16 protein-coding genes are annotated in these 17,171 nt (G+C 39.4%); 8 read left to right on the top strand and 8 right to left on the bottom strand.

Annotated elements, in window-relative coordinates; genetic code table 11:
- Window positions 1-1,048, bottom strand: a 1,048-nt coding sequence (locus tag K8S13_RS22440; RefSeq protein ID WP_291465956.1) for a glutamate-5-semialdehyde dehydrogenase, incomplete at its 3' end; no start/stop codon positions are given.
- Window positions 1,049-1,436: 388 nt separating this feature from the next.
- Between K8S13_RS22440 and K8S13_RS22435 the strand changes: the two genes are divergently transcribed.
- The 4 genes from K8S13_RS22435 to K8S13_RS22420 all read left to right on the top strand — a co-directional run bounded on the left by K8S13_RS22435 (window position 1,437) and on the right by K8S13_RS22420 (window position 7,200).
- Window positions 1,437-1,700, top strand: coding sequence for an alpha/beta hydrolase (locus tag K8S13_RS22435; protein WP_291465955.1), 264 nt, complete (start codon window positions 1,437-1,439; stop codon window positions 1,698-1,700).
- Window positions 1,701-2,136: 436 nt separating this feature from the next.
- Complete coding sequence (locus K8S13_RS22430) at window positions 2,137-3,078, top strand: hypothetical protein (protein ID WP_291465954.1); 942 nt, start codon at window positions 2,137-2,139, stop codon at window positions 3,076-3,078.
- Window positions 3,079-3,748: 670 nt separating this feature from the next.
- Window positions 3,749-5,704, top strand: a complete 1,956-nt coding sequence (locus K8S13_RS22425) for a serine/threonine-protein kinase (protein WP_291465953.1) — start codon at window positions 3,749-3,751, stop codon at window positions 5,702-5,704.
- Window positions 5,705-6,177: 473 nt separating this feature from the next.
- On the top strand, window positions 6,178-7,200 hold the full coding sequence (locus K8S13_RS22420) for an aminotransferase class V-fold PLP-dependent enzyme (RefSeq protein ID WP_291465952.1): 1,023 nt from the start codon (window positions 6,178-6,180) through the stop codon (window positions 7,198-7,200).
- Window positions 7,201-7,283: 83 nt separating this feature from the next.
- Here the strand turns inward: K8S13_RS22420 and K8S13_RS22415 are convergent, their stop codons facing one another.
- Window positions 7,284-7,523, bottom strand: coding sequence for an EamA family transporter (locus K8S13_RS22415; RefSeq protein WP_291465951.1), 240 nt, complete (start codon window positions 7,521-7,523; stop codon window positions 7,284-7,286).
- Between the two features lie 146 nt (window positions 7,524-7,669).
- Here K8S13_RS22415 and K8S13_RS22410 point away from each other — a divergent pair, with 146 nt between their 5' ends.
- Window positions 7,670-8,038: a cupin domain-containing protein gene (locus K8S13_RS22410; RefSeq protein ID WP_291465950.1), complete on the top strand. Its 369-nt coding sequence runs from the start codon at window positions 7,670-7,672 to the stop codon at window positions 8,036-8,038.
- A gap of 4 nt (window positions 8,039-8,042) precedes the next feature.
- Here K8S13_RS22410 and K8S13_RS22405 read toward each other — a convergent pair whose 3' ends face one another.
- From K8S13_RS22405 to K8S13_RS22385, 5 genes are all read right to left on the bottom strand, one after another.
- On the bottom strand, window positions 8,043-9,425 hold the full coding sequence (locus tag K8S13_RS22405) for a sigma-54 dependent transcriptional regulator (protein ID WP_291465949.1): 1,383 nt from the start codon (window positions 9,423-9,425) through the stop codon (window positions 8,043-8,045).
- 10 nt (window positions 9,426-9,435) lie between these two features.
- Window positions 9,436-11,097: an ATP-binding protein gene (locus K8S13_RS22400; RefSeq protein ID WP_291465948.1), complete on the bottom strand. Its 1,662-nt coding sequence runs from the start codon at window positions 11,095-11,097 to the stop codon at window positions 9,436-9,438.
- 110 nt (window positions 11,098-11,207) lie between these two features.
- On the bottom strand, window positions 11,208-11,486 hold the full coding sequence (locus tag K8S13_RS22395) for a hypothetical protein (RefSeq protein ID WP_291465947.1): 279 nt from the start codon (window positions 11,484-11,486) through the stop codon (window positions 11,208-11,210).
- A 69-nt stretch (window positions 11,487-11,555) separates the two neighbouring features.
- Entirely contained in the window at window positions 11,556-12,209 is a 654-nt protein-coding gene (locus K8S13_RS22390) for a S24 family peptidase (protein WP_291465946.1), read from the bottom strand.
- Between the two features lie 179 nt (window positions 12,210-12,388).
- A complete protein-coding gene (locus K8S13_RS22385) occupies window positions 12,389-13,102 on the bottom strand; it encodes a hypothetical protein (RefSeq protein ID WP_291465945.1) in 714 nt (237 codons plus the stop codon).
- A gap of 304 nt (window positions 13,103-13,406) precedes the next feature.
- Here K8S13_RS22385 and K8S13_RS22380 point away from each other — a divergent pair, with 304 nt between their 5' ends.
- Window positions 13,407-14,066 carry an MBL fold metallo-hydrolase gene (locus K8S13_RS22380; protein ID WP_291465944.1) on the top strand — a complete coding sequence of 220 codons (660 nt, stop codon included), beginning with the start codon at window positions 13,407-13,409 and terminating at the stop codon, window positions 14,064-14,066.
- Between the two features lie 11 nt (window positions 14,067-14,077).
- Here the strand turns inward: K8S13_RS22380 and K8S13_RS22375 are convergent, their stop codons facing one another.
- On the bottom strand, window positions 14,078-14,833 hold the full coding sequence (locus tag K8S13_RS22375; RefSeq protein ID WP_291465943.1) for a PAS domain-containing protein: 756 nt from the start codon (window positions 14,831-14,833) through the stop codon (window positions 14,078-14,080).
- A gap of 244 nt (window positions 14,834-15,077) precedes the next feature.
- Here K8S13_RS22375 and K8S13_RS22370 point away from each other — a divergent pair, with 244 nt between their 5' ends.
- Both K8S13_RS22370 and K8S13_RS22365 read left to right on the top strand, forming a co-directional pair.
- The gene (locus K8S13_RS22370) at window positions 15,078-15,746 is read left to right on the top strand and encodes an ABC transporter ATP-binding protein (protein WP_291465942.1); all 669 of its coding nucleotides are present in this window, start codon (window positions 15,078-15,080) and stop codon (window positions 15,744-15,746) included.
- 26 nt (window positions 15,747-15,772) lie between these two features.
- Window positions 15,773-17,020 carry an FtsX-like permease family protein gene (locus K8S13_RS22365; protein ID WP_291465941.1) on the top strand — a complete coding sequence of 416 codons (1,248 nt, stop codon included), beginning with the start codon at window positions 15,773-15,775 and terminating at the stop codon, window positions 17,018-17,020.
- The last annotated feature ends 151 nt before the right edge of the window (window positions 17,021-17,171 follow it).

The raw sequence follows: 17,171 nt of genomic DNA, 5'->3' as shown, positions 1-17,171 counted from the left end.
TAAAATAAAGGGCTCTTTTTTTATCTCCTGTAACAATCACATCTGTGTGGCCTGATCCGTATTGATTAATATGGGCAACCGCCTCTTCCAGAGAAGGAACGACTTTAATAGAAACAATCAAATCAAGGTATTCGGTTTTCCAGTCCGCTTCTGAAGCTGCTTCAACATCAATAATCCCACCCGTATTTTCACACCCATAAATTTTTACCCCCCGTTCTTCCAATTTGCTTTTCAAACCAGGAAGTATGTCCCGAGCCAGAGATTCATGAACCAGGATGGTTTCTATGGCATTACAAACCGCCACATATTGACATTTACTGTCTATGGACAGATCAATGGCCATCTCTGGATCGGCAAACCGGTCAATATAAAGATGGCAGATCCCGTCTGCATGGCCCAGTACCGGAATGACCGTATTATCCATGATATAGCGCACAAATTCATTACTGCCTCTTGGAATAATCAGATCAACTGAATTTTCGAGCTTTAACATCTGGTCCACCTCACTGCGTGTTTCAAGCAGTCCCAACCAGCCATCCGGTAATCCTGACTCAACACCGGCCCTGGAAATAATGGCTGCCAAAATTTGATTGGTGGCCGAAGCTTCACTGCCACCTTTAAGCAATACCGAATTGCCGCTTTTCAGGCAAAGAGCAGCAATCTGCACCAGGGCATCGGGACGGGATTCAAAAATCACCCCGATCACACCAATGGGTCTGCTCACCTTAAAAAGCGTAAGTCCTTTATCCAATTGTGTGGCTCTCAATGTTTTCCCTACCGGGTCTTCCAATTTGATAAGACTTGCAATCCCTTCACAGGCTTCTGATATTTTGGTGTGATCAAATTTCAACCGCTTGATCAAAGGTGCTTCAAGATTATCTTTTCGGGCTTGTTCAAGATCCTTTTTGTTGGCTTCAATGATAAGATGCATATTATCTTCCAATGCCTTGATAATATTTTGCAGTGCAGTATTTTTTATATCACTTGAAAGTGCTGACATAAAAATTGCAGCCTTTTTACAGTGAGAAGCTATTGATTGAATATCCATTTTTTCCTTTTATTTTCTTTCCAATATTTAAAGCAAGAGTACACGGCACTCCTTGAAGGGACTTGTCGGCATTTTTGCTTAAATTGTTTTATACAAAAAAATATATTAATAATTAGTTATTAAAAAAACAAGATTTTACTTAACTGTCAGCCAGTTTTAATAATTTACTATTCTAAAAAATTATTTGTCTTGCACCACTATCCATAGTAGGGAAAAGGCTATCAGTGTTATATCCCAACCCTCCGATATCATGATGTTGACCCCAGCATCTCCAAGCGGAATAAATGCATTAAAATTTTCAGTCATCAAAAGCTTCTGGAGCGTTCTCACAAAGTGGGGATTTTGGCGAAATCCAAGCCGCATATCTTTCAATACGGCCGTATATTCTATGATGCATTTACTCTCGGAGGTAGATCAAAAAGCCGCTTATGAAAGATTCGCATTCGAGTCCGGGCGGGCAGCCGCTGAAATTGGATTTTGGTTATTTGACTCAAAGGGAGCATCAAGAGTTGATGAATCAAAGGTTACCTGTCCAGTTTTGGTCGTTTCCGGAGCTGAAGACAGAATCACTCCTGCTACTGTGTGTCGAAAAGTTGCCAATAAAAATAAAACGGTTTCAACATATAAAGAATTTAAAAATCATGCTCATTAGCTAATAGGTGAACCAGGCTGGAAAAAAATAGCGAGATTTGTATCTGACTGGATAAATCAATCTAAGGTAAAAACTGCATCATAAGGCATCCCTCCCTACTACCATAGATGATATTGATCACATTTTAGCAGAATCCTAAAAATTATTTTCCTGGTTTTCAACGTACAGTAAGATGTATCTTCAATAAAGAACATTTCAGTAGTTTTATCTGTATCAATTATATTTCCACCAAAGTTTATTTTTAAAATATCTTTACAGTCTTTAAAAAAATTGATAATTAATTTTTAGTCCAGATCTTCAGTAAATCTGGCCGGATCATTAAAATTTATAAGATGCACAGAGCGGTATAATTATTTAGTTACGGCGCACAACTTAAATTTTCTCTTATTCCGCCCTTGAAAAAGGAATTCTTATCAGTTTAATAGGGGAGGGAATCATGTGCGATTACCACACCGTCTTATACCGAGGGCGCGTCAACTTGGGCGTTCTCCTGTCACGCGACTTCATGGGGAAACATCAATACAGGAGTCGTTTCTCGCTCCCGGTCGAATCGAATGCCTTCAGCACAGAGCGCAAGGTGGTGCGCACAGGAGAAGGCCGTCTGCTTAAACAGTTCATAAATAATCCTGTCCATACCTCTCCCGATCCCGATCGGATACTACCGGCAAGTCACACCTTGCCCAAACGGATAATCAAAGCGGTTGAGCAATACATCGTCCAATCCGGACGCGATCACAGTGGGTATACCTTCGAGTTGATTGGCGTTTCTGAACCCTCCATCACGTGGCGACTCAAGCGTCTCGTCTCACGCCGTTCCATGCGCTACAACCCCGTGAAACTCCTGGGTGCGAAAGGAAAAGGTCAGAAGTACGACGGGGCCATGGAGAAGCTGAAAGACGGCAAACCTTTGGCGTTCAAATCGGAGGCCGACAAGCTCACCATCGATCACTGGTCACGGCGTATCCACTTCATCCTGCGCGTGACCGCCTTTGAACGGAAGGAGGATTTAGGTACCTGGATTGCCAAGCACCAAAGGGCGGACGGAAAAGTGAAACCCATCGATCGTCGCGGCGCTAAACTTCTATTGAGCAACCCGCCCGCAGCAGAGAAGGGGCATCTCTGGTTCAAGTCGACAGGTTGGTATGCGCTCCCGGGCAGATTGGTGTTACCCATGGACAAAAAGACTCATAACTTCGCGTTCTCTCAACCCAGGGGTAAGCACCTTCTCATGGCATACATCAATAGGGGGCCCGACAACCTACTCTTCAATTTCCTCAATTGGCCCCTGGAGGCCGCAGCACTCTACCGGAAACAGTGCCCGCCTGGAACAGTGTTCACCGAGTTTACCTGTGATCTGCGGCTGGAGATTTACAAATAATAAGACCTTCGAAGAGCGTGGTGCTCCCTGCAGGCGAAACGGAACTTAGGGGACGTCAACGAGAAGAGCGGGTTAAAAGTCAACTTTATTTTTTGACAAGTTTCATTTGAGACAATTTCCCACAGTGTTCTTTATAATATACAAAAATTATTTTGACAGATTTCAGAAATTTATTTTTCCGGTTTGAATAAAAATCAAGTTGGTCTCCAATATGCTTTAATGGAGCCATGTTCAATTTGATTTTTTTTATTTCCATATAATTTATTTTTAAATCTGGGGATGAAAAATTTGTCTATACCAGATGTGGTATTTTGGAAATATTCAAAAAGCTCTGACTGGTGAAAGAAGCGCTCGGTAATTTATTTGATTTGACTCGTCCCTAATGATACCATTATTCCTCTCTTTTTTTTGTAAAAATGGCATATCATGGAAAATTGGAAATAGCTTAACCAGTCGCCATTTTTTCGGGGGATGATTATAACAAAAGGAATAGATAATCCTGGGATAGCATTGAAAAAGGTGCTAAGTTGACTAAAAAGGCCACGCAAAAATTAAGAAAGATATAACGAATGAAAGGTATTGAAAAATGAACTGTCAATATCCCTTGCTATTTAGGATATGATAGTGGTGGCTTTTATTTTTCAAACACCTCAAATAAAAAGGGGGCTTCATGTCGCTATTTGATCGCATATTTGGACGTGAAGAGAAAGTAAAGTCCAAGCCCAAAGGCGGAGGCTTGGGTGCGTTTGGCCGAAAAGATACCTACAAAATCGGTGACAAAATTGACAACAAGTATCTGGTGGAGGCAATTTTTGGAGGTGAAGGTAAGTCAGGGATGGGCATCGTTTACAAGGTCATACACGAGAAGGAACCACTGCCCCTGGCGCTAAAAACATTCCAAGGTGACTATTCGGCGGAGGCGACGGAAGCGCTTCGCCAGGAAGTGAATGTATGGGCATCCTTGGAATACCACCCGAATATTGTGAAAGTCCGGTTTACCGGTGAACTTGATTTTCGTCTGTTTGTAGGTTCGGAGTTTATTGTCGGACCACGAACCGATTTTGCGTCGCTGCGCGATGCCATTTCATTCCAGCATATCAGCATCGGGATCGCGGTTTCCTGGGCGAAGCAGTTTTGTGATGCAATGGAGTTTGCCTTGAAGTCGGGCCTGCAGTCTCACCGTGATATCAAGCCAGAGAACCTGCTGATCGATCAAAATGGGGTTTTGAAGGTCACCGATTTTGGAATGGCATCAATGGTCGGGGAAGAAGGCCACCGCGGCGGAACATTGCCTTATATGGCCCCTGAACAGTTCAGCCTGGACCAACCAATCGATCATCGCGTAGATATATATGCCTTCGGAGTCATCCTGTATGAATTGGTTTCTTGTGGTAAATACCCATACATAATACCACCTGGGGCACGGGATCTATTCAGGACATACTCCGAGTTACATCGGAACGCAGAAGTAAAAATTCAGCAGACGCCGCTGAACCATATAGTGAAAAAATGTATGCAAAAGAATCCCGCGAAAAGGTATCAAACCTTTGATGCATTTCGTTCGGACATCCTAAAAGTCGTTAAAAATCATAACTTAGCGTTGATGCCTGTGCCACGGACATCGTCAGATGAGGCTTATCGGGGTCGTTACGCAAGAGCCATGGTGTGCAGGGAAAATGGGAAGTTCAAGGAAAGCACAGCATTGCTACGGGAGCTTCAGAAAGAAGATCCGACTGATCCCGGTATTTACAATGAATTAGGGCTTATTTATTACCAGAGTGAGAATTGGGATCAGGCGATAAAGCACCTCGAGAAAGCTGTGTCGATATATGAGGATTATTCAGTCGCTTGGAACAACTTGGGGCTGGCGTACAAAAAGGTCGACGAGTACAAGCGCGCCTGGAATGCGTTTACAAGAGCAACCGAGGCCGACCCTCTGAATTCAGGGGCGTATCTGAATCTGATAGGCGCTTATTTCGAGACGGGCAATCACTCGGAGGCAGTTGAGGCCGCTGTTCGGGCGCTGGAACTGTTTCCTGAAAAAATGACCCTGGTATTGAAATGCGAGGCCATGGCTGAGGAACTGCTTCGTGAACAAAAGTTGGTGTTGGCGGCGAAGGTTTTTAACTCCCTGGTGAAGATTGGGGAGCCTAAAGCGGGTCGGTTTCAGAACTTGGCTGTGGCTCTTATCGCAACGGATCAGGCAGATGACGCAATCGGTCCGCTTACCACGCTTCTCAAATTGGAAAAGAATAATGCCTTCGCCATAGAAAACCTGATACGTCTGCATGTTTCTCGGGGGGATGTTAAAAGCGCCCTGAAATTCTGTGACATAGGAATGAAACATAACAATACAGGCTTCAAGAGTTCAACTATGAAGGCCCAGCTTCTGTGCCAGATCGGACAGATTCAAGAAGGGATTGGCTTGCTGGATTCGCTTATAAGGACCTTTCCGCGGGAAGACAGTTTGTATTTTGTGAAAGCGACCGAGTTGGCGAAGGCAGGCCAAAGAACGAAGGCACTGCTGTCCGCTAAAAAAAGCCTGGAACTGGGCAGGCAGAAGCCTGGGATTGACCCCGAAAATTTACGGATGTGTGAGCAGTTGATCAGACAACTTCAGGGGTAGTAATTCTCTCAACAGTGGTCCTTTTACGCTCCAAATTAGTGGGAATCAGGCGTTTTTTTATAGCAAGTTAGCACAAAATATAGGCACACGTGAGGGCGTGCCTTATGTCTATAATCGTTCAGAATGAGTCCGTATTATGGAGCGGTTACTGGTATTTTAAAGACTCAGTCCAGATAAAATTTGGACACCCCAACATATGGTATATAGGACTTTTCCCGTTTTGAGTTTTTTATTCAACTATATGACCCACCACCGGTGTCACTACCGAATTGTCCACATTATTTTTTATAATATATAGATCACATTCTATCAGATTTTGAAAAATAGTTGATAAAAATTAGAATCTTGAGTATAAATTTCATTTTGTAATGCGTGCCAACCATAACCAGAATATAAACGCAGGGCAACAAAATGCAGCTTCCTTACAGTTTGGGAATAAGTAATTTTATAATTCTAAATAGTAAACCTAAGCTATGACTCAATATAATTTTAAAAACGACTACTGTGAAGGGGCTCACCCAAGAATCTTAGAAGCCCTTGGTAAAACAAATTTTATGCAGGAAGAAGGATACGGCCAGGATAATTATTGCATTGAAGCTATAGAAATTATTCGTCAAAGAATTAAAAATCCTAATGCAGATATACATTTTGTGTCTGGCGGGACACAAGCAAATTTAATCGTTATCGCATCAATTTTGAAACCCTATGAATCTGTAATTGCCACTACCAATGGACATATAGCAGTTCACGAAGCGGGTGCTATAGAAGCAACTGGTCATAAAGTAAACATTATTGAGACAAGAAATGGGAAATTAAACCCTCAAAATATAGAATCAGTCATTAATTTGCACGAAGATGAACATATGGTAAAACCAAAATTAGTTTTTATTTCAAATTCAACAGAAACCGGCAATATTTATCGTAAAAAAGAATTAAAAGAATTATCCTCTTTTTGCAAACAGAATAATCTATTTTTATATCTTGATGGGGCTCGCCTTGGTTCCGCTTTAACATCGGAACAAAATGACCTTACTCTACCTGAATTATCAAAATATCTTGATATTTTTTACATTGGCGGAACAAAAAATGGTGCACTGCTTGGAGAAGCAATAGTCATAAATAATAAACAGCTGAAAGAAAATTTTAGATTCCATTTGAAACAAAAAGGAGCGCTGCTTGCTAAAGGGAGAATACTGGGAATTCAATTTTTAGAGCTTTTTAAGGATGATTTATTTTTTGAATTGGGGAGACATGCAAATTCAATGGCTGCAAAAATATCTAAAAGAATTGAAAAATTTAATTATGAATTTTTAACAGAACCTGTTTCAAACCAGATTTTCCCTATTTTACCAGACAAATTAATCGAAAAATTAAGCAAAAAATATAAATTTTATGTCTGGAATAAAATTAGTGATCATAATTCAGCAATCAGAATAGTCACTTCCTGGGCGACTAAAGAAGAGATTGTAGATGCATTTATATCAGATATCAAATAAGGCGTTTGACAAAATCAAATCTGACAAACAGTGGGTTATTATTAATCAATTTACAAATCCTATTATATCTGGAATTCTATTGATCATGGCCTTTGATTCTTCAGCATGGACTCCCAGACATATAAAATTACGCCCACCCAGATGCATCCAAAAGTGATCAGGTTGTGATGGGTGAATGCTTCCTTATAGACAAACACACCCAGTATAAAAGCAATGGAAGGGGCCAGATATTGCAAAATTCCAATGGTGGACAAGTTAAGTCTTTTCACAGCTGCTGCAAACCACAGCAATGGAAGGCTGGTGACCACACCTGCCCCTATCATCCAAAGGGTTAATTCCAAATCTTTTATAAAGTAGCTGCCAACAAAAAAATGATTATGGAAATCTTTGCAAGATTGCCGAATCATGATTATATTCAACGAAAATAAGCACAAAACATTTAAGCCTTAACTTTTGAAAGGACCGGATTATGACAGATAAAGCGACCCAGTTAATTAAAAATATCCCTTTTTCCACACCTGTAGATATTGTTAATCTTGTTGATTATGAAGAAGGAAGGGTTGTCAGTAGAACCCTTTCGAGCAAATCCCACGTCAACATCACCCTGTTTGCTTTTGATCAGGATGAAGAAATCAGTGCCCACACTTCCCCGGGCGATGCAATGATTCAGGTTCTGGATGGTGAAGCCCTTATTAACATTGACGGAAAGAAAATAAAAGCAACCAGAGGACAGGTAGTAGTCATGCCAGCAAATGTGCCCCATTCCGTAACGGCCCGCTCTCAGTTAAAAATGCTTTTAACTGTAGTGAAACAACCCATTGGAATCACTGGTATGTAAAAAATTATTTCTTAGATATCTTTTTCCACCGGTATCTAAAGGTGTGGTGATTCATATTTAATAATCTTGCGGCTTTACTTTCATTGCCTTTTGAGAGTGCCAGGGCTTGTTCCATAAATTTTTTTTCCGTACTTTCAAGCAATTTGGCAAGGTTAATCCCTTTAGGACTAAGACCCTGATCTTGCTTAGGTGGAGACTTGCTTTTATCACCCAGCGAACTTGATGAGCCCTTTAACCCGTCCAGTTCAACCCTGTCGGTTTTTGCAATGAGTACCGCCCGTTCGATCATATTTTTTAGTTCCCTGGCATTGCCGATAAACTCATATGATAAGAGATGTACTTCAGCCTCTCTTGAAAATCCTGTTAATGTTTTTGAAAACTTCTGATTAAATTCATACAGAAAGTGTTTGGCAAGGGGCATGATATCCTCTTTTCTCTCATTTAAGGATGGGATTTCAGCCTTGACCACACACAGCCTGAAATATAAGTCTTTTCTGAATTTTTCCTTTTTAACAAGCTCTTCAATCTTTTTATTGGTTGCAGAAACAACCCGGGTCTGAACATGATATTTTTTTGTTCCGCCAACCTTATAAAATTCACCACTCTCTAAAAAACGCAAAAGCTTTGCCTGACCTGCCAGGCTCAAATCCGCAACTTCATCAAAAAAAAGCGTACCGCCATCGGCCTCTTCTATAAAACCTTTCTTTCCCTGTTTATTTGCACCGGTAAATGCACCGGCTTCATACCCGAACAGCTCGGATTCAATCAGATCTTCTGGAAATGCCGAACAATTGACGGGAATAAATGGTCCTTGAAAAACAGGGCTTCTGGCATGAATAGCCTTTGCAATAAGCTCTTTTCCTGTGCCGGTCTCTCCTAGAATCATAATCGGCGTATCAGAACTTTTTGCTACTAAATTAACGAAATCCATTACATTTTCAATATTTTTGCTTTCTCCGATAAAACAAGGTTCGTTTTCCTGAAGAAACTTTTCCTGTAAAATCTTTACCTCTTTAATAAGTACAATTGATGAAATCGCTTTTTTAATGGTAAGCTCCAGGATATCCGGATTAATGGGTTTTAAAATAAAATCAAATGCGCCTATTTTCATAGATTGGATCACCATGTTGATATCTTCATAGGCAGTGATCATAATGACGGGTATATCATTGGTTTTTTCTTTTACGATTCCAAGAGCCTCTATACCGCTCATCATGGGAAGGCCAATATCCATTAAAACCAGATCAGGAGTTCTATTCTCGATAGAAGCTAAAAATGATTCCGCATTTTCAAAAAGGATTACATCAAATTCATTGGAAAGTGTTATATCAAGCGCATCCCTGATGATCTCTTCATCGTCGACAATGGCAATGGAATACTTGATCATAATAACCTGATTACACCTCTTTACTTTTCAAAGGCAGCTCAATGATGAACTTGGCCCCTCCGTTTTCCGGTGTATGACACTTTAACGATCCTCCGTGGTCTAAAATAATACGATGACAAATACTTAATCCAATACCGGAACTATTGAATTTGGTCGTGTAAAAAGGATCGAATATTTTTGTTTGTCTTGCTAATGGAATACCAGGACCCGTGTCCCTGACACTGATAACAATATGATTGTCATTTTTAAACGTTTTCAGAATAATTAATTTTTCACCCTGAAATTCCTTCATAGCTTCGGCTGCATTGGTTATCAAGTTTAATATAACCTGCTCTATTAAATGAGGCTCTGCAAAGCATTTCGAAATATTCGGATTTAGATATTTTTCAAACTGAATCCCACTTTTCCTTAATGTAACCGATGTCAGCTTTGTTACTTCATCAATATAATCATTCAAATTGGTCATAATAAATTGGGGCTGGCTCGGTTTTGAAAAATCCATTACCCGCTTAATAATCGATTCAATCTTATATGAGGCAAGTTCTATTTTATCAATAATTGATACGACTTTAGTAATATCTCCCATTTGATTATAGATTTTTTTTAAGGCCTTTAAGTAAATGTATATTCCGGATAAGGGATTCCGTATTTCATGGGCAATACCAGCGGTTACCCTCCCAAGGGAGGTCATTTTATCCTGTATTCTTAAAAAATTCTCCACTTCTTTTGAATCTGTGATATCCATGATATTGGTTAATATCGATTCAACCCCCAGGTAATCTATTTTGGTCGCACTGAGAAGTGCCCACCGGATTTCCTGGTCTGCCTTATCTTTCCCAAAAGGGCAATATCTGAAATCAGTCTCAATATGCCTGATTTTATTAGACAGCAATTGGGTATATAATTGTTTTATCCGGGCTCGATCTTCCAAATACACATCTAAAAACTCAGGAGGTTCAAACACCTTACTCATTAAACCATGAATTTTTCTAATACCTGGAGTCTCATATACAATCTGATGGTTTTGTATGATAGAAATACTATTTAATGAGTTCTCTATCAAGGTTTTAAATCGAATCCTGCTTTGTTCAAGGTCTTGTTCTGTAAATTTTCTTCTCTCTTCCAGATCAAGACGATACAAACCAAAAGCTATGTCATCTGAAATTTCTTTTACAATATTCTTTTCATTGTTATCCGAAGCAAGCTCTTTGGGTATGGACACAACCATAAAACCATAGTTTTTATTTTCATATTCCAATCGAACGGCCAGAGCGCTTCTATTGGAATAATTTTTTGAGAGAACACACTGGGTACATTCCTTTACAGGATCGTTGACCACAAAAACTTTTTCTGAAAAGAGTGTCTGCTCAACGCACCGGGCAAATAGTTGTTTTTTAATATTCTTTTTAATGTTTTCAAACGGGGATTCGATCCCGGAATCTGCAATCAAATTGATGATTTTATCATTTCCGAACAACCCGATCCAGGCATTATAGTATCCTCTTTTTTCAACCAGGATATCACAAATACCTTTAATTAATTTTTCCCGATTATTTTCAGTGATCAATAACCTTCCAACATCTCTGATGGTCATCAGAACAAGATTAAGATGATCAATTTTTTTAATTTTTAAACCTTTCTCCACGAGAAATCCCTGTCGGTTAAAAAACATTAAATTATTTCTCACTTGATTATTTGTTTTTTATCCTAATGACAAGAAAAAACCAAAAATTATTTTCTGCGTATTGATATTTTTTCGAGGATTAACCCGATTTTATAAGATTAATTGAGTCCATCGCAGTAATTGGAAAAATGGGCGGTTTTCGATCGGGCACTAACTATAGAAATGCTATCGGCACATTTAATGCCGGGATTTGAATGCAATGGGTTAAGAAGTTTTCCCAGTAAGATACTTGCACCAAAGAATAAGAGCAATCCGATTCCATTCAGCCAAGGCATATACTGGCTGTCACTGCCGGCAATAAGCAGGCCTGCAATCCAGGCTGTTCCGGTAAGCCCGATAAAACTTTTTTCATATATTGTTTTTTTGGATAGTTGCATTTTTTATACTCCCTGTTTTATATATTCCACTACTTGTTGAAAAAACTAAACACAATGCTCAAAAAAAATCTATCTGTATTCCCGACAGCTCCAGATGACCTTACCGATAATTCTTACTTTTTCCATCTCTTCTTTCAAAAGATAGATGGGTTCATAGTCTCTGTTATCGCTGCAAAGTACCAGTTTATTGGGATGTTTTTCCAACCTTTTTATCAAAATCGTATCTTCCACGCCCACCGCATATATGGCCCCGGCAAGTATATTGTTTTGAGATTGATCAATCAAAACGGTATCGCCCTCTTTAATCATCGGCTCCATACTCTGTCCGAAAACTTCCATGGCAACCATGCTGTTGGCAGATCCCTTCCCTGACAGCCACTTTGTTGGAAAAGAGAGGTAATCCGTTATATTTTCTTCACAGTCAAAAGACCCGGTGCCTGCAGACAGCCGTGCTGCCACTTTTGGGATATATTTAAATTCGATGTCATTGGCTGATTGGGTATGAATAAAAACGTTTCCAATACCGGTTTCAATCCATTGGGGATTAAAACCAAATTTCCGATATAGCTTGACAATCCATTTGTCCGGGATCTTATTGTTGTTTCTTGCATGAGTTATTCCGGATCGGTTAATTTCAAGCTCCTTTGCAAGCTCTGACTGGGAACTGATACCCGTCGCATCAAGGATTCTCCTCATTAATACATCTATTTTATTCTCAGTCATACGAGCCTTTCAATTATCCATTCAGTTTAACTTGTTTTCTTTTTTCCATAGATGATGAAAAATTGCAACACTTTTTTTTATTTTTTCACAATTTATTTTTTCACAATTTATTTTTGAAAGGATATTTTACAGAAAATATTGGGAAGGTAGGGACCTGAAGGATCTTTAAGGTTGGATGGCTATAAATTCATTGTCAACAAAATTGCCCCTGTACCAGCGATGGGGTTTGCCTGGAATTCCAACTTCATTCCATCTAAAAAACAATCGTTTATATAGGCACAGCTCAAACCAAGCTCAAACTCATTTTTTTCATAATGGTAAACTGCATTAACATAAGTGTGCAGCCAATAGGATTCCAGTTTTATTGCATTCATTTTCAGGATAGCATCATCATCATAACCAATATTTAAAGATAAATTAAATTCAAAATCATTGAGATTCATCTTGTTAGGATTCATTTGGTCTGTATCCACTTTACTTTTCAGTAAGAACTTTGAATCAGAATCATTATTTGAAAAATCATCAACATTAAAAAATCTTAAAAAATAATGGGTCATCTGTTTTAGTTTTCTACCAAGTTTAAATGGATAGTCATCTTCATCAAATTCCTTAAAATCCGCTTCAGATGGCTCTGAAGATTCAAACCCATATAAATGCTTGTCAGATTGAAAGAGGTATCCGCTGCCGATTGAGAGGCCATTATAAGAAATTGACATTCGTTCAGAATTAACATTGGCCGCAACAAATAAAATATTGGCCGAAATGACTAAATCCTGACCAGCTATATTTTCAGAATCCTGCGCAAAAGACATCGAAGTGAGCGTGATGATAAAAAACAGGGAGAAAAAAATGAGTCTTTGAGTATATTTGATTGGGTTAATTATTTTTTTCATGGTCTTTGCCTCCATTGTCGTACACTCTATCTCTATTTTTATTTTTAAATATATTTTTTTAAATTTATCTTTTTAAATCTATAAATAGCAAGAACCATGCAAAGAATTCATTTTTTTAAATAAAGAATCAGAATGCCCTTCCCGCAAGGGTTTTCTCGTGGAACAAACGATCTTCAACCCAGATGTTATTTATAAGCATGGGGATATTTCACCAACCAACATGATATTTCACTGGCAGATTGGATTTTATTTAAATTTTTGAATTATTGCCAACCAAAACTATTTGATTTAAAGTAAGAATACCATGCAAAACAAACAATTTTTCATACTGTGTCTGAATGTCGGACCATTCGAGGTCAATACCTATATCATAGCCTGTCCTGAAACATTAGAAGGCATCATTATTGATCCGGGTGGCGAAGACGAAAGAATTATTCAAGCCATTGATGAAAAAAAAATTAACCCAAAATATATTATCAACACACATGGACACCGTGATCACGTATTCTCGAATGTCTCTCTATCCAGTCATTACAACATTCCCATCTGTATGCATATTGACGATAAATTATTTTTTCAGGAATTATCCTCATTGCAGGATTCAGGAACCAGAGCTGCCTATACCATTGACATAGACCTTCACCACAATGATATTCTTCAAGTTGGCACTCTTAAAATAAAAGTTATTCATACCCCGGGGCATACACCCGGATCTGTCTGTCTATATATAAACAATAGTCTTTTTTCCGGGGACACCCTTTTTGTGGGGAATGCAGGCCGGACAGACCTGCCTGGTGGTAATCTTGATACCCTGATCCACTCCATTGAAAAGAGAATTATTCCTCTGTCACCGGATACCATACTTTATCCCGGGCATGATTATGGTGACACACCTGTTTCAACCATTGGACGTGAAATAAAGGAAAACATCTATATTACGGATTTCATATCAACATCGAGCTGATCATAATCTTTTTATTTATTTTTATTTTTCTTATTTCTTTTCATATCAATGTACCAGTCCTCTTTGCCATAAAGCCGGTCTGAACATTCAGGACACATGCCATGGCTGAATTTTGCAGCAGAATGAGTTTCAATATACGATTCTATCAGGTTCCAATACCCTTTATCATCCCTGATTTTTTTGCAATGTGAACAAATCGGAAGAAGGCCGCTTAACGTATTGATCTGAATCAGGGCTTTTTTAAGATCCCTGACAAGTATCTGTCTTTCCCGCCTGATTAATACCATGTCGGTAATATCACGTACTATATGTACCGCATTGACCATTTCTCCATTGTCATCGAATATGGGATCAACAGTTATCAGCATCCAGCATCCGTCCTCAATTTCAACTTCAGCGCTTTCCCTTTTTTTTGTTTTCAGCATTTTAGGCATAGGGCATTCATCTATAAACGTATCCGTACCATGAAGCAGTTGGCAGCATTTCATCCCAATGGACTTTTGTACTCTTATCTGAAAATATTTTTCCACTGTACGGTTAGATCTGAGGATTATTGAATCAAGATCGATCATTGCAATCCAATCGTCAATAGCATCAACTGTTCTTTCCCAATCCTTTCTATTGACCCGTCTGATCTTTTCTTCTAATTGATTCCTTTGAGTTTGCATTGTACGGCTTTTAGCTGCTTTGTCCAATTCACTTGCAGGTTTATGGACCTTTCTTCCAAGATTTTGATGTGTTTTTATTGTTTTTTTATCAAGGCCCATTTTACCCTCCAAAGAAGAAAAGGGTTGATCAAACAGATATCCTGAATATTAAATTATGCAAAAAACATTCCATGCCCTGGATTATAAATAAACAGTTGCCTGCACTTTTTTATTTATCCTAATAAAATTCAATTCATACCCTTTTTATGTCAACTCGTCTCAAAGGGTTTGTCTGTTTTCTCTTTTCCTATTTATAATCTTTTTCAAAGACAGGCTTTTAAAAACAATTTAATCCGGGGGAAATATGAAATTAATAGAGCTTCAATCCGTCAACAAAAAATATAAACTTGGCCAGACAGAGCTTTGTGCCTTGAAAGATATCAACTTAAGTTTTGATAAAGGTGAATTTACTGCTGTCTGGGGACCGTCCGGATCAGGAAAAACAACTTTGCTGAACTTGATCGGAACCATTGATGAACCCAGTTCCGGGACAATTCTTCTTAACGGTGAAGATGTATCTAAAATGTCAGACAATCAAAAATCAGATTACCGTAACAATCGGATCGGATTTATTTTTCAAAACTTCAATCTGATTCCCGTCCTCAGCGCTGTTGAAAATGTCATGCTGCCCCTGCAGATCAGGAATGTTAAAACAGGCGTTGCCAGAAAAAAAGCGATGGACCGGTTAAAAGAAGTCGGGCTTGAGCATCTGGCCAACAACAGGCCTGATAAAATGTCAGGCGGGCAAAGACAGCGGGTTGCCATTGCAAGAGCTCTGGTTACTGACCCTGATGTAGTCATAGCAGATGAACCCACAGCAAATCTTGACCTTGTCACCTCAATTAACATTATCGAAATCATGCAAAAACTGAACAAAAAAGATCAGGCCACCTTTTTGTTTTCCACCCATGACCAAAGACTGCTGGACCGGATGAACAGGCTTATACAACTTGAAGACGGCCGTATGGTTTAATTGAGACAATCAAAGGAGAATAAAAAATGAATCAATTTATACAATGGATTAAAATCGCATTCAGAAATATTATTAAAAGCAGACAAAGAACCATAGTCACCTTGATGGCAATAGGATTTGGATTTGCAGCCATTGCCCTTTTCCAGGGATATATACACAGTATCTATGAAGGTCTGAGAGGATCGGCTATCCACGGGTCCGGGATCGGGCATCTGACCATTTATGCAAAAGGGTGGGAAGCCCATGGAAAATCTGATCCCGAAGCTTATATGATCCCGGGTAAAGATATTGAAAAAATCACACGGCTTGCTCTTAAAAACGACCATGTTATCCTGGCAAGTCCAAGGCTTTCCATATCAGGCCTTGTGTCTAACGGCAAGAACTCTACGATCTTTATTGCAACAGGTGTTATGCCCGAACATGAAAGAGCCGTTAAAGGTAGGTTTTACGAGTTTCAACCTATCACGGGAAACCCGTTAAATGCAAAAAACGAGTTTGGTGTTGAAATGGCAAGTGCTCTTGCCGAACATCTTGAACTTGCACCAGGAGGTGACGGGGTGGTCATGGGCACAAGCCTTGAGGGTCAGATGAATGCTCTGGATATCAATATTGCCGGAACCTATAATACCGGTGTTGCAGATACAAACGATAAATTTATAAAAGTGCCATTCTCCTTTGCCCAGTCTTTTTATGACACCCAAAAGGCTGATAGTATCGTTATTCTGCTGGACCATTGGAATCATACCAATCTTGTGAAACAGCAATTGACAGACATGCTTGCTTCATCCGGTATTGAAATTGAAATCAAAACCTGGAAGCAATTATCCGTGTTTTATAAAAACGTCCGGAATATGATGGATATGATCTTTTTATTCATCTTTATCATTGTATTTATCATTGTCATCATGAGTACCACCAATACCATGGGCATGGCGGTTATAGAACGGACAAGGGAAATCGGCACCCTTCGAGCACTTGGATTAAAAAGAAGAGGAGTCAGCTTTCTATTTGCCGCCGAAGGAGGGCTTTTAGGGTTAACGGGGTGTCTTTTCGGACTTGGCATTCATACCCTGGTCTGGGCAGCGATCAACTATGCACAACCCTCTTACATACCACCGGGTAACTCCACACCGGTTTCACTGAATGTGGACTTTTTGCCAATAAGTATCGCCCAATTGATCATTTTTATGACCCTTTTAGCCCTGATCAGTGCCATTGTTCCGGCAAGGCGTGCTGCCAGGCAGAATGTTGTCAATTCACTCACCCATGTCTAAACAAAGGAGAAAACCAATGAAATATATTAAATTGTTTATATATATTCTGCTTATCAGCATACCAGGCCAAATGGTGCCGGCAAACACTATACCTATTGACGCAGCAGATATGAAAAAGGCCACAGCCCTGCTGCAGGAAACCGATCATTCC

The sequence above is a fragment of the Desulfobacula sp. genome (assembly GCF_021107415.1).
The sequence above is the reverse complement of the archived record's forward strand: the minus strand, read 5'-3'. Positions and strand labels throughout refer to the sequence as shown.